The organism is Shewanella sp. NFH-SH190041 (assembly GCF_024363255.1).
Classification (GTDB): Bacteria; Pseudomonadota; Gammaproteobacteria; order Enterobacterales; family Shewanellaceae; genus Shewanella.
Genome location: NZ_AP026070.1, coordinates 222,859 through 237,167 on the forward strand (window position 1 = coordinate 222,859; position 14,309 = coordinate 237,167).

A 14,309-nucleotide genomic window follows, 5' to 3' on the forward strand; every position below is an offset into this window, starting at 1 on the left:
TTAAACATAGCCCCTGATAGTGCGCATGAAAGGGGCGGTATTTTGTTGATAGCAACGGGGGCTAGAGCAGGCATTACCATGGTGTGGCGGCGCGTGATAAATGTGGGTGTCTTACGTATCTGGCGATATTGCTGACATGATTAAGCTGCAAGACATTCGATAGTTTTTATTCTGTTGCGGCTTTGCTGAGGGCATAAAAAAAGCCGGGGACACGGGTCACCGGCTAAAGTTAGCTCTTTTGGGGAGAAGCTAAATTCAACAAGACTCAAGTGTTACCAAGGATTCAGACTGGCTGAATACTCCTTTGCAACGCTCAACATCATCAGCATACCGTGAAAAAAAGTTGGTTTAAAGTAATTACTCTAAATTTTGTTTTGGGCATAAAAAAAGCCCCAGCAAAAGACTTGCTGGGGCGCCATAATTTGGCAGATCACTATAAGTGAAATAAAGGTCTGAAAGATAGAACATCTTAACCTCTGTACCCTACGCCGGAAATATTACTTCATTAGTCAGATTATGAAAAACTGTTTTCGTCAAAAGTGGTAAATAATGTGATCAATATCACCTTTGTTTGAAAGAAAAGAATATCAATACTGTTATTTAATTACACAAAAGTAGGTATGTGGGGTTGTTTTTTGCGAAATTGGAATTATTCGCACCTAAATTTGCTTTTTCAGGTGCGAATACTGGGAATTTAATTTGATCAAGTTAACATTTTTGTTTTCGGCATTAGTGGGCTTGCTCCCAGTTATCTCCAATCCCTGCTTCTGCCAATAACTCGACATCCAGCTGTGCCGCTTGCGCCATCAGTTTGCAGACTTCAGCTTTTAGTGTTTCAGCTTGGGCTTCATCCACTTCAAATACCAATTCATCGTGTACCTGCATGATCATACGGATATGACCGGTTTGCTGTTGTTCAATCCACTGATGAATGGTGATCATCGCCTGTTTGATAATATCTGCGGCGGTGCCCTGCATTGGGGCGTTAATTGCTGCTCGTTCGGCAGCCTGACGCCGCATCCCATTACGAGCATTGATTTCTGGCAAATACAACCGGCGACCAAACAGTGTTGAGACATAACCCTGCTCGGCAGCAATGGCGCGAGTATCTTCCATATATTTCAATACGCCGGGATAACGTTTGAAATAGGTGTCGATATAGGATTGCGCTTCTGCCCGAGGAATATCTAACTGGCGCGCTAACCCAAATGCCGACATGCCATAGATTAAGCCGAAGTTGACCGCTTTGGCGCGGCGGCGCTGCTCTGATGTTACGGTTTCAAAGGCAACATCAAAGACTTCTGCTGCAGTTGCCCGGTGAATATCTTTACCTTCAGCAAATGCCTGCAACAGACCAGCATCTTGGGATAAATGCGCCATAATTCGCAGCTCAATTTGGGAGTAGTCCGCGGCTAGAATTTTCTTACCTGCCGGGGCGATAAAGGCCTGACGAATGCGCCGTCCTTCTTCGGTCCGCACAGGAATATTCTGCAGGTTAGGATCACTGGATGACAGTCTGCCGGTGGCCGCATTAGCCTGATGATAACTGGTGTGAACCCGGCCACTTTGCGCATTTACCATCAGGGGCAGTTTATCTGTGTAAGTACTCTTCAGTTTTGACAAAGAGCGATGTTGCAGAATGATTTTGGGTAACGGATAGTCCAGTGCCAATTCAACCAGCACTTCTTCTGCCGTAGACGGAGCGCCTTTCGGGGTCTTTTTGATCACCGGATAGCCAAGCTTGTTGAAGAATAACTCCTGTAATTGCTTGGTTGAGCTGAGATTAAACGTTTCCCCGGCGATGTCATGGGCCTGCTGTTCCAACTCATCAATTTTACGGGCCAGCTCATCACTTTGTTGCGCCAGTAGCATGGTATCGATCAGTACCCCGCCTCGCTCCATTTGAGACAGTACTGGCACCAGTGGCATTTCCAGCTTGGTCAATACCTCGGCCAATGATGGTTGTTGTGCCAGACGTGGCCAGAAATAGTGATGTAGCCGCAGGGTAATATCGGCATCTTCCGCAGCATATGGTGCAGCTTGCTCAAGCGGGATTTGGTTGAAGGTTAGCTGTTTAGCTCCTTTCCCGGCAATCTCTTCAAAGCTGATATTTTTATGTCCCAGATATTTCAGCGCCAATCCATCCATATCATGACGAGAAGCAACGGAGTTGAAGACATAAGATTCCAGCATGGTGTCAAAACTGATCCCCGCCAGAGTGATCCCTTCATTGGCGAAAATAGCCATATCATATTTCAGGTTTTGACCGACCTTTTTACGTGCTGGGTTTTCCAGTATCGGCTTAAGCTGCGCTAATGCTGCGGCTTTATCCAATTGTGTTGGGGCACCATCATAATCATGGGCTAACGGCAGATAAGCGGCTTCCCCTGGGGTGACACAAAATGAAATACCGACCAGTTGCGCTTTCATATAATCAAGCCCAGTGGTTTCAGTATCAACGGCGATCAGCTCTGCCTGATTAAGACGGGTACACCAGTCATCAAGTTGCTGCTGGGTTAAAATCGTGTCATAGCTTGCCGTGATAGTCTGAGCTTCAACTTCAACCTCGGCGTTTACCTGTGGCGCGTCATTTTTTGTGGCCGGTACTGATGCCCCGCTGTCCAGTAATTCTGCCAACCAGCGTTTAAATTCCATCTCTCCAAAACATTGGATCAATTCATCATTATCTTGAGGGCGTTTTTCCAAGTTTTGCCAGTCATGCTCTAAGGTAACATCGGTTTTGATGGTGGCCAGATCATAAGACAGTTGCAGCATTTCCTGGTTGTCCCGGATTTTAGCGGGCATCGTTTTGGCACCCCTAAAGCCCAGAGCAACCACTTGATCAGGATCGGCCAGTAGGGTTTCAACGCCGCCGGCACCGGTTAGCATAGCCAGTGCGGTTTTTTCGCCAACGCCCGGAAGACCCGGGATGTTATCGGCTTTATCTCCCATCATGGCCAGCAAATCGATGATGAGTTCAGGCCCAACGCCGAATTTGGTTTTCACCTCTTCCGGACCAAGGATGGTATTGGTCATGGTATTGATCAGCGTGATATTGCTATCAACCAGCTGGGCCATATCTTTATCGCCAGTGCTGATCAGACAAGCGCGATTATCCCGGCTGGCCTGCAGGGCTAGGGTGCCAATCACATCATCGGCTTCAACACCGGGGACGGCGATCAATGGCAAACCCATGGCACGGATAATTCGGTGCAGAGGTTCAATTTGACCGCGCAGATCGTCCGGCATGGGCGGGCGGTTAGCTTTGTACTCAGCGTACATTTCATTACGGAAGGTTTTCCCCTTGGCATCAAAGACCACTGCGATATGGCTAGGAGAAAACTGCTTCAATAGGCTGCGCAGCATGTTAACAACGCCGTACACAGCCCCGGTCGCTTCGCCTTTGGAATTGGTTAAATGTGGCGGTGCATAGTAAGCCCGGTATAGATAGGAGGATCCATCCACCAGGATCAAGGGATTATTAGCTATGTTTGGCATAAGTTTTTATTCAGTAGTTATTAATCTGAGATGGGGGTAGCATGCCACAGCACAGGAATATCAGCCACGGCAAATTTGAGTTATATCCTGTGGATAACTCTGTGAATGGAAAAAGTCAACTGGTTGGGGATAATTTTTTATAGCCCAGACACAGATTTGTAAGTTGTTAATTTATAATGACTTACAAAAATTGTGTGAGGTGTGCACAGTTTCAGCAAAATCATCCTGATATGTGGATTTTTTAATTCCTGCAGCAAAATCAGCTTCGCCATTGCTGTAAATTTGTACAAAATTTTACAGCGAGCGATTAAGTTAGCACGATTTCTGCGCAGGTCAACCAATTTGTCAGCAAAAATTTAACATTAGCGATAATGACAGGAGCTCAATAATGAAGACAATTGCGGTATTACTCAGCGGCTGCGGGGTGTTTGATGGCGCTGAAATTCATGAGTCAGTGTTAACTATGTTGGCGTTAAGCCAAGCCGGCGCAGCTTATCAGTGTTTCGCTCCGGATATTGCCCAGGCACAGGTGGTGAATCATTTGACTGGGCAAGTTGAACCGGCTCAGCATCGCAATGTTTTGGTTGAAGCCGCTCGGATTGCCCGGGGAGAGATTAAAGCTACCACAGCGCTGGATATCTCGGCTTATGATGGTCTAATTATTCCTGGTGGATTTGGGGCGGCAAAAAATTTGTGTGATTTTGCTGATAATGGGGCGGATTGCCAGGTTCACCCTTTGGTGCGTGACTTTATTCAACAATTTGTTGCGGCTAGCAAACCCATTGGTTTTATCTGTATTGCGCCTGTGATGATCCCGCAGCTGTTTGGCCAGGGAGCGAAAGGCACGATTGGGCAAGATGCAGAGACGGCTGCTGCCTTTACTGCTATGGGGGGAGAGCACTGCCCTGCTGCCGTGGATGATATTGTGGTGGATATGGCTCATAAGGTGGTCAGCACGCCAGCTTATATGTTGGCTGAAAATATTGCGCAGGCTAATCAGGGGATTGAAAAACTTGTTGCGAAAGTTTTAGCGTTGGCATAACGATTTACCTGCAGCGCCCGTGATGGGGTTGCCGTAAAGCCGCAAAAGTAAGATAAAAATAAACCGCCCTAGGAAACCCTACGGCGGTTTATTGTTGTCTGTGCCTTGGCCTTTGGCGGTTTAGTCTTAGTACCCTAGGTGTTAGGTGCGTTTTCGGCTGTCGATAAAGCCTTGCAGTAATCCGACTAACAGGCCACCAAGGTGGGCGCCGTTTGCCATGGAGAGGCCGAACAGATCGGTAAAGCCTAAGATAAGCCACAGGATCATAAAGCCCATATAAGCAGGAGGTAGCCCGATACCAGCTTCTGGGCGTTGCCGTCCCATCACCCAGGTGTAGCCTGCCAGAGCATAGACAACGCCAGATAACCCCCCAAAGTTAGGCCCGCCCATCATAAACTGCAAAATATTAGGCAGGGTGCCGCCAACCAGTAGCAGGATAAACAAGGTGCCCGTACCGATGCGGTTTTCTATCCGTCCGCCCAGATACCACCACCACAGTAGGTTAAAAATAATGTGCATGGCGCTGAAATGGATCAGGCTGGGGGTAAATACTCGCCAGAACTCATGCAGGGTGGCATAGGGGGTGACACCGAAAAAGCCCAGAGTGGCAAACAGGCTATTGGCATACCCCATATTCCAGAACAGGTAAATCACTACGCAACAGATGAAGACCAACAGTGTCAGTGGCCCGGCACCAGCAAGAAATTGTCGCAGTAATTGAGCCGATGGTTTGCCGTAATCAAGTTGGGTGGCCGTGCTGCCATAATCCCAAGAAGCTTGCAGGTATTTACTGTCCCCCGGGTGACGTAAAAAGTGATCAAATTCTGCTTGTGCTCGGGGTAAGTCTGCCGGGTTGATTACAAACAGCGTCACGCCTTGTTGTGCCTGCTGAACTTTGCAGGGGATCCCTTCCCCTTTGAGATAATCAACCAGCGCTTGTGCTGCGCGGATATTGGGAAGGATACCGAATTCAATCATAATTTATTGCCCTGTGGCCTGTTGCCAACCTTGAAATCCACCATCGAGACTATAAACCTGATCAAATCCTTGCTCATGCAGAAATACGGCGGCCTGCTGACTGCTGATACCGTGATAGCACACCACGACAAGTGGTACATCTAAATCAGCCTGATGGATATATTCCGTCAAATTATCATTACTGAGATTAAAGGCGGCCGGAATATGGCCAGCGGCAAAGCTCTGTGGATCGCGAATATCGACGATTTGCAGTGGCTGCTGATCAGATTGCATCGCCTGCAGTTGGGCAACACTAAGATGTTGATACGGGGTCATACTTCACCTGTCAGGAGGAATGATGACCCACAGTGTGCAACAAGAGGGCTATATGAGTACAGCCCGGAAATGTTAATACTCATTAAGGCCGGTATACCGGCCCGAATTTAGTCTTGCCAGTTGAGGATCACTTTACCAGAGTGACCAGAGCGCATGGCATCAAAACCTTGCTGGAACTCATCAACTTTGAAGTGGTGGGTAATTATCGGCGAGATATCTAGCCCAGACTGGATCAGACTGGCCATTTTATACCAGGTTTCAAACATCTCTCGGCCATAGATCCCTTTGATGGTCAGCCCTTTGAAAATCACTTGGCTCCAATCGATCGCCATGTCCCCTCCCGGGATCCCCAACATGGCAATTTTGCCGCCGTGGTTCATGGTATTGAGCATGGTATGAAACGCTGAAGGAACCCCGGACATTTCCAGCCCGACATCAAAGCCTTCATTCATGCCCAACTGTTGCATCACGTCACTGAGCTGCTCCTGGGCGACATTGACAGTGCGGGTTGCCCCCATTTGTGCAGCTAAGGTGAGGCGATATTCATTCACATCGGTAATCACCACATGGCGAGCTCCAACATGACGACAGACGGCGGCGGCCATAATGCCAATGGGGCCGGCACCGGTGATCAATACATCTTCACCAACCAGATCAAATGACAGTGCGGTATGCACCGCATTGCCGAAAGGATCGAAAATGACGGCCAGATCATCACTGATATCGGCCGGGATCTTAAAGGCATTAAACGCCGGGATCACCAGATATTCCGCAAAAGCCCCCTGACGGTTAACGCCGACGCCGGAGGTATTGCGGCATAAGTGGGTACGACCGGCGCGGCAGTTACGGCAGTGGCCGCAGGTAATATGACCTTCGCCAGATACCCGATCGCCAATGGTAAAGCCACGGACCTCTTGCCCCATGCCAACCACCTCACCGACATACTCATGGCCGACAATCATGGGTACCGGGATGGTTTTTTGTGACCAATCATCCCAGTTGTAGATATGCACATCCGTGCCGCAGATGGCGGTTTTACGGATTTTGATCAGCAAATCATTGTGGCCAACTTCCGGCATAGGCGCATCAATTTGCCATATTCCCGGTTTAGCGTGCAGTTTACTCAGTGCTTTCATGGTTATTCCCCGGTAATAATCTGCATATCACGGCCGATGCGAATAAAGGCATCAATGGCGCGATCTAGCTGTGCTTGGGTGTGGGCAGCAGACATTTGGGTGCGGATGCGGGCTTGCCCTTGCGGTACTACGGGGAAAGAGAAGCCAATCACATAAATGTGCTCGGCCAGCAGGCGGTTGGCAAAATCCCCGGCCAGTTTGGCATCCCCTATCATTACGGGAATAATCGCGTGATCGGCTCCTGCGAGCGTAAATCCGGCGGCGGCCATTTTTTCGCGGAAATAACGACTGTTCCAGCGTAATTGCTGGCGCAATGCATCGCCTTCTTTCAGTAGTGCTAACACTTGCAGTGATGCCCTGACAATGGCTGGCGCCAGAGAGTTGGAAAAAAGATAAGGGCGGGAGCGCTGGCGTAACCAGTCAATCACGGCTTTTTTCCCCGCGGTGAAGCCGCCAGATGCGCCGCCCATCGCTTTGCCCAGTGTGCCGGTAATAATATCCACCCGGCCCATAACATCACAGTATTCATGGGTGCCACGCCCATGTTGGCCGACAAACCCGACCGCATGGGAGTCATCTACCATCACCAGCGCACCATACTGATCCGCCAGATCACAGATGCCGCGTAGGTTCGCGATTACCCCATCCATGGAAAAGACTCCGTCGGTGGCGATCAAGATGTGCCGAGCGCCGGCATCCCGAGCGGCAATTAACTGCTGCTCCAGATCGGCCATATCATTGTTACGGTAGCGGAAGCGTTTTGCCTTGCACAGTCTGACACCATCGATGATGGAGGCATGGTTCAGTGCATCAGAAATAATGGCATCTTCAGCATCAAGCAGGGTTTCGAATAATCCGGCGTTGGCATCGAAACAAGAGGAATAGAGGATGGTGTCCTCCATACCGAGAAACGCGCTTAATTCCGTTTCCAGTTGTTTGTGAATATCTTGGGTGCCGCAGATAAAGCGTACCGACGCCATACCAAAGCCATGACTGTCGAGGCCAGCTTTGGCCGCGGCAATTAATGCCGGGTGGTTGGCCAACCCGAGGTAGTTATTGGCGCAGAAATTGATGACATGTTGCTGGTTTACCTGAATATCGGTCTGTTGAGCCGAGGTAATAATCCGCTCATTTTTGTATAGCCCCTGCTGTTTGATATCTGCAAGTTGGGCTGTGATCTGTTGGTAGAATGGGTCAGATGCCACCTTTCTCTCCTTGTTTGGGCTTAATTATTTTGACGCAACAATCACCTAACGGCATCCGCTGCGCATTGGAGTTGTCGATATCTTAACCCCAAAAAACAGCCCCCTGACAGGGCTTTTCAATAATTAATCAAGGGCGCATCTGTACAATATCTGACGCTGTGATCAGACGCAGGCTAATGGGCGGTAATGTTGCTCCAGTCGCACAAATGCTTCTTCAGAGAGTGGGGTGGCATAGCCGCGGAAAATCATCAGTACCCGCAATAGCCCTTCATATAAGGTATGTTTGGCAATGCTTTCCATATCTGATTGCGTCAGTTGGTAGCTTATCCAGAAACTGACAATCATTTTGATAGTATCGGCCAGCTCCGTTACTTTATCGGCATCGATGGCCAGATAACCATCTTGTCGCAGCTGGGATAAAACATGGCTGCAACGGCTAAGAACCTGCTGCTGTGCAGTAAGGTAGCGGCGTTTTAGCTCTTCGTCTCGGCTGAGAATGTCGGCGAGGTTGGCATACATAAAGCGAAACTGCCACATGACATAAAACATGGCATCGAAATAGCCCATCAACAGCTCTACGGTTACTGGCTGATCTCGATAGGGCTGAAAGCCCGATGCCAAGTGCTCCTCATACTGGGAGAAAATGGAACGTATGATGTCTTCCTTATTACGGAAATGGTAATACAGGTTCCCTGGGCTGATCCCCAAGTGCGCGGCAATATGGTTAGTGGTGATATTGCGCTCCCCGTGCTCGTTAAACAGCGCCAGGCTGGCCTGTACTATCTTATCTCGGGTTTTCATTATCTTCCTGAAGCCGGGGTTGCATCCTGCCGGCAGTGGCAGGCTATCTGTGAACGAATTATGTTAGCATTGCCGCAAATCATCAGGCAAAACTCATTTTCTGGTCCTATTTATGAACCGTATCGGTTACTCCATGCTGGTGGTGCTGCTGAGCCCGCTACTTATTCTTTATCTGCTTTGGCGGGGCAAAAAAAGCCCGGATTACCGCTTGCGCTGGGCAGAGCGCTTTGCCCTAACCCGGCTGCGGCCTACTGAGCTGTTGGTGCACTCGGTATCTATGGGGGAAACTCTGGCCGCTGTGCCACTCGTGCGGCAATTGTTGCAGGCAAAACCGCAGTTGCGCATTACCATGACAACCTCAAGCCCTACCGGCTCTGCTGAAGTGCATAAAGCCTTTGCGGCCGAGTTAGCCAGTGGCCGGATGCAACACTGTTATTTACCATTTGATCTACCGATGTGTATCCGGCGTTTTCTACGTCAAGTTGCACCACAGACTTTGATTATTATGGAAACTGAGTTGTGGCCAAATTTGATCCATTTCGCTGGTCGGCGGGGATGCCAGATTGTGCTGGCCAATGGGCGCTTGTCAGAAAAATCCTTTGCTCAGTACCGTAAATGGCCCGGGATCAGTCGCCCAATGCTAAGCCAATTAGCCGGGTTGGCCGTACAGACTGACGCTGAAGCTCAGCGCTTTATGGCATTGGGGGTGGACAGTAAACGTATTTGTGTATGTGGTAGCCTGAAATTTGATTTGCAGATTGATCCGCAGTTACAGCAGCAAGCACAAAAATTGCGGCAACAGTGGGGACGCAGTGATGAATGGGTTTGGGTGGCTGGCAGTGTGCACCCCGGTGAATTTGCTGCGGTCATTACGGCTCATCAGCAGATATTGGCTCAGCGCCCCGGTGCCATGCTGATTATGGTGCCGCGTCATCCCGAGCAGTTTGATGCTGCGGCGCAATGCCTACAAACAGCCGGATTAACATTTGTTCGTCGTAGTTGTGGTGATGCGGTCACCGCAAATGTGCAAGTGGTGTTGGGTGATACTATGGGTGAGCTGCTGCGTTTTTATGGCGTGGCGGATCAAGCGTTTATTGGCGGTACTTTGATTGCCAATGGCGGGCATAATCCACTGGAAGCCGCGGCTATGGGGCTGCCGGTGGTGATGGGGCCCAATTTCCGTGATTTTACTGAGATTACCCGTCTGCTCCGTGAGGCCGGTAATCTGGCCATTGTGGCCGATGCTGATGAACTGACGCAGCGTTTAATGCAGCTATTTACTGATGTTGACAAGCGGCAACAGGCCTGTGATGCCGGGTTACAGGTGGTTGCTTCGAATCGCGGGGCCCAGGCCCGGCAATTGGCTCAGATCCTTGCGGTGATGGACTGAGCAAAAAAATACCAATAGAGCCAATGCCACTGGTGCATAAGCCAGTGGCACTTGTGTGGCTGCCAACATCAGATTGGTTGGTTATACCCTTGTAGCAAGGCTGACCAATTTTGTTCGTTAAATGCCAGTTGCGGACATTTACCTTGTTCCTTAACAAAGGAGCGGTGTAGTCGGGCTAGGTTGGCAGCCTGCCAATGATGAGCGATAGGCCGCAGAGCGCCGCGGTCAAAGTCAATTAAGTGAAAGCCGTCATCAGACAGTAAAATATTTTTCGCATTCAGATCGGCATGATAGACGCCGCGATGGTGGAAACGGGCAATACATTGTCCCAATTGTTGCCACTGCTGCGCTGACAGTGTTTGTTGCGACAATACTGCGACTAAATCGCGGGCACCAGCAATGCGTTCAATCAGAATATCTCCCCGATACCAGAGGCCATGGCGACTGATATGCGCGGCAATCGGGCGGGGAACTGGAAAACCTTCTTGATGTAGTTTCTGCAGCAGGGTTAATTCAGCGATAGCCCTAGTGCGGTGTAGCCCAGTGTAGAGATAACTGTCTTTAGATAATTTTGCCATCAGGCCGCCGCGCCAGTAATGCCGTAATACCCAATGTTGCGCTTGGTGCACCACAAACCAAGTGGTATATCGACCGGTTGATGTCCCTTCAATGGCATTATTCTGCTGCCAGAATTGGGCAGAAAACCATTCGGATGTTGGGTGCTGTAAGTCAGTGTCGGCAAGAGCCAGAAAGCCGGAGGGACAAGAGACAATTTTTAGTTCTGACGGCATAGAATATTGGTTAAATCATGGAACCTACGCCCATTCTACATTAAGATGCCCGCTTTGCGTCCACCTGTCCTGCAGAGTATGAGCCTGAACTTATCGAATATCCGTTCCCTATGCATGTTACGCCTATCTGCCATTGGCGATGTCTGTCATGCGGTTGCCATGGTGCAAGCGATTCAACGGCAATATCCTGATTTACCTATTACCTGGGTGATCGGCAAAGTTGAATATCAGTTGCTAAAACACCTGCCTGGGATCGAGTTTGTTATTTTTGACAAGACTAAAGGTTGGCGTAGCTACAGTGAATTGCGCAAGGCATTAAAAGGACGGCATTTTGATGTACTGTTACATATGCAGGTGGCGCTGCGAGCAACGATTGCATCGTTGATGATCTCGGCCAAAGTGCGTATTGGGTTTGATAAAGCCAGAGCGAAAGAAGGGCAGTTCTTGGTTACTAATTGCCAGATTGCGCCGCAGCATCAACCCCATGTCTTAGATGGTTTTATGGGCTTTGCGCAGAAACTGGGGGTGACCGATCTGACTCCCCGTTGGCATATTCCGGTTCCTCTTGCAGATACTGAGTTTGCTCGGAGTCATATCAGTGACAAGAGTAAAAGTGTGATTATTTGTCCAGCTGCCAGCAAAGCTGAACGAAACTGGTTACCTGAGCGTTATGCCGCAATTGCGGATTATGTTGCTACTAAAGGCTTTAGGGTATTGCTATGTGGCGGCCCTGCCGCGCATGAGCAGCAGTTAGCGACAGAGATTATGGCGGCGAGCCAAACAGAGATAACCAATTTAGTGGGCCAAACCAGTTTGACGCAGATGTTGGCATTGTTGAAACAGGCTTCATTAGTGATTGCGCCGGATACCGGGCCTGCTCACATGGCAGTAACCCAAGGAACGCCAGTTATTGGATTATATGCCCACTCTAATCCGGGCCGTACCGGGCCCTATTTATATCGAGATTATGTTGCCAGTGTTTATGATGATGTGATCAATCAACAGCACCCTAGCGGCAATATTCCATGGGGTACCCGGGCTAAAGGCGGGGATTTGATGGCACAGATCTCATTACAGCAGGTGGAAACTTGTATTGAACAGATAGTCGAACAATATCAGCTGAACTAAAAGCGTTAAGCTAGCATATTTTCGCAATGTTTAATTTATAGCTATTGAACATTATATTTAAGGTTTTTAGATGGAAAATAATTACTCAGCAGCATTTTTGGTTTTGTTATATGGTAAAGAAATTTCAGCATCTGAAACACTTAACTCTATAAGAAAACAAAAAGTTCCTGTAGGAAACAATCTATTGGTTATCTGGAATAATGGACCAGAATTACTGCAGGAGCGTCATGTTTCAGATTTTGAATTATTAGGATTTGATGTTGTTATTCGAGAAACAATAACTAATGAATCATTATCAAAAATATACAATCAATTTATCACTAACTATGCTAGTGATAAGTACATTATTCTAGATGATGATTCTCAATTAAATCAAAATTATATCGATAGGGCTTTTAACTTGACCACTAAAGATATTGGCGTGCCTCAGATCTTTTCTGGAGATAAGCAAACATTTCCTAAAAAAAATAGGAAATTATGCTTTGTTGGCGAACAGGTATCAGATAAAGATAAGTTTTTTGGTATTGGTAGTGGATTAGTTGTCGGTGCAGAAATAACTAAAAAATTAATAGCAGACCATAATGATATTTTTGATGAGAGATTTTATTTTTATGGTGTTGATTCAACCTTCTTCTTCCGAATTAAACAAAGTAATTTAAGTCGCAGTATTAAAGTTATTTCTGGATTTGAACATTCATTATCAAAACTAAAAAAAGAAAGTGATACTGTTACTGAGTTTAGATTAAAAGAAATGTCATATGATATTGGTTTAAGACTGAGATATTATAAGCCATTTTCAGTTAGCATTTTTTTATTGCTTAAAGAAACTCTTGCAAGCTTAATTAAACAACTAAGAAATAAGAAGCAAAAAATATTGCCTAAGTATTTATTAAAGGCATACTTTAGTGGAAAGCATTATAAATATTAAATTCTAGCCCAAGAGTAAATTTTCTTGGGCTTTTCTAATTATTTAGTATGATACTTTTTTGCTAAGAAGGGCGCTTCAATAAAATGCCAAGATAATATAGCCATTACAAGCGTTAGTGAAAAAGACCATAAAATCATTCCTTCAATAGAAATAGTTGGGTATAAATGAACAATTGTTTGTTGTATAGGGAATGCATAAATATAAAATCCATATGAATAATCCCCAAGTTTATTGTAGTTAAGGATAAAGCCTTTAGGGATATAAGCTAGAAAAAATATTATATATGGAATAGTTATACAATATATTTCAAATGCTAAGATGTTAGTTATTGATGATAATATCAACGCTACTGTAAATATAATAAATGTTTTTTTATTTATAGATATTTTATCTGCAAATAAATAGTAAGTAGCACCACAAAAAAACATATATAACAATCTAGGATAGTGACTATTTAAAAAACTAAAATTATGGTTGGCTATGTATATGCATAGCATTCCTATTGTAAAAAGCAATATTACAAATTTGCTATTTATATAGTTAAATTTTTGTGCTAAATAGGCCAGTGAACTGCAGGCAATAGCAATAAAAATATACATTTTAAGCTCATATCTTAGTGTCCATAGTGAGCCATTTACTTCATTAGGAAACGGATTGTTATAGAATAAACCTGGTAATTCATGTTTTATACCGAATAAAAGAATAGAATTATTTACCCAGAATTGGTATATATCACTATCAGTAAAAAACTGCTTTAGTGTGTATGATGTATTCAATACGCCTAAAATGATGCAAAATATTGTCATGACAATAACTGCAGGATAGATTCTGAGTGCTCTTGCTTTTAAGTAGGCTGATAAGGATCGCCGATTAACATAACTTTTTGTGATTAAAAATCCACTTATAATAAAGAAAATGTCAACAGCAATATCTCCAAAAGATTTTCCTAAGTTATTAAAGTTTTGAAGCGCACTAAATTTAGAGTCTATTAGGATAAAGCTATGACTAAATAGAACCATCAAAGCTAGCGTAAATCTAATTAAGTTAAAATTGTTGTTTTTATCTCTCGATAATTCATTTAGATATTGAATATTCAT

General features: G+C 46.4%; 12 protein-coding genes. 4 read left to right on the top strand and 8 right to left on the bottom strand.

Translation table 11 applies throughout. From position 1 onward, the window contains the following. Window positions 1–729: 729 nt before the first annotated feature. Complete coding sequence (gene polA / locus NFHSH190041_RS01075) at window positions 730–3,498, bottom strand: DNA polymerase I (RefSeq protein WP_261923487.1); 2,769 nt, start codon at window positions 3,496–3,498, stop codon at window positions 730–732. A 388-nt stretch (window positions 3,499–3,886) separates the two neighbouring features. On the opposite strand from polA, the gene elbB reads away from it, so the two are divergent. Further along, the gene (gene elbB / locus NFHSH190041_RS01080; RefSeq protein WP_261923488.1) at window positions 3,887–4,540 is read left to right on the top strand and encodes an isoprenoid biosynthesis glyoxalase ElbB; all 654 of its coding nucleotides are present in this window, start codon (window positions 3,887–3,889) and stop codon (window positions 4,538–4,540) included. A gap of 141 nt (window positions 4,541–4,681) precedes the next feature. Here elbB and glpG read toward each other — a convergent pair whose 3' ends face one another. The 5 genes from glpG to NFHSH190041_RS01105 form a co-directional block, all read right to left on the bottom strand. After that, window positions 4,682–5,518: a rhomboid family intramembrane serine protease GlpG gene (gene glpG / locus NFHSH190041_RS01085; protein ID WP_261923489.1), complete on the bottom strand. Its 837-nt coding sequence runs from the start codon at window positions 5,516–5,518 to the stop codon at window positions 4,682–4,684. Between the two features lie 3 nt (window positions 5,519–5,521). Further along, a complete protein-coding gene (glpE, locus tag NFHSH190041_RS01090) occupies window positions 5,522–5,833 on the bottom strand; it encodes a thiosulfate sulfurtransferase GlpE (RefSeq protein WP_261923490.1) in 312 nt (103 codons plus the stop codon). 107 nt (window positions 5,834–5,940) lie between these two features. Then, window positions 5,941–6,969: an L-threonine 3-dehydrogenase gene (gene tdh / locus NFHSH190041_RS01095; protein ID WP_261923491.1), complete on the bottom strand. Its 1,029-nt coding sequence runs from the start codon at window positions 6,967–6,969 to the stop codon at window positions 5,941–5,943. A 2-nt stretch (window positions 6,970–6,971) separates the two neighbouring features. Beyond that, window positions 6,972–8,174 (bottom strand): glycine C-acetyltransferase, encoded by a 1,203-nt coding sequence (locus NFHSH190041_RS01100; protein ID WP_261923492.1) that lies wholly within the window; start codon window positions 8,172–8,174, stop codon window positions 6,972–6,974. Window positions 8,175–8,336: 162 nt separating this feature from the next. Next, entirely contained in the window at window positions 8,337–8,975 is a 639-nt protein-coding gene (locus NFHSH190041_RS01105) for a TetR/AcrR family transcriptional regulator (RefSeq protein ID WP_261923493.1), read from the bottom strand. 112 nt (window positions 8,976–9,087) lie between these two features. On the opposite strand from NFHSH190041_RS01105, the gene waaA reads away from it, so the two are divergent. Beyond that, window positions 9,088–10,365 (top strand): lipid IV(A) 3-deoxy-D-manno-octulosonic acid transferase, encoded by a 1,278-nt coding sequence (waaA, locus tag NFHSH190041_RS01110; RefSeq protein ID WP_261923494.1) that lies wholly within the window; start codon window positions 9,088–9,090, stop codon window positions 10,363–10,365. 68 nt (window positions 10,366–10,433) lie between these two features. On the opposite strand, the gene NFHSH190041_RS01115 is transcribed toward waaA, so the two are convergent. Beyond that, the gene (locus tag NFHSH190041_RS01115) at window positions 10,434–11,156 is read right to left on the bottom strand and encodes a 3-deoxy-D-manno-octulosonic acid kinase (protein WP_261923495.1); all 723 of its coding nucleotides are present in this window, start codon (window positions 11,154–11,156) and stop codon (window positions 10,434–10,436) included. Between the two features lie 78 nt (window positions 11,157–11,234). Between NFHSH190041_RS01115 and NFHSH190041_RS01120 the strand changes: the two genes are divergently transcribed. Continuing rightward, window positions 11,235–12,284, top strand: a complete 1,050-nt coding sequence (locus tag NFHSH190041_RS01120; RefSeq protein WP_261923496.1) for a glycosyltransferase family 9 protein — start codon at window positions 11,235–11,237, stop codon at window positions 12,282–12,284. A gap of 70 nt (window positions 12,285–12,354) precedes the next feature. After that, a complete protein-coding gene (locus tag NFHSH190041_RS01125; protein ID WP_261923497.1) occupies window positions 12,355–13,212 on the top strand; it encodes a hypothetical protein in 858 nt (285 codons plus the stop codon). 38 nt (window positions 13,213–13,250) lie between these two features. Here the strand turns inward: NFHSH190041_RS01125 and NFHSH190041_RS01130 are convergent, their stop codons facing one another. Then, window positions 13,251–14,309: an acyltransferase family protein gene (locus tag NFHSH190041_RS01130; protein WP_261923498.1), complete on the bottom strand. Its 1,059-nt coding sequence runs from the start codon at window positions 14,307–14,309 to the stop codon at window positions 13,251–13,253.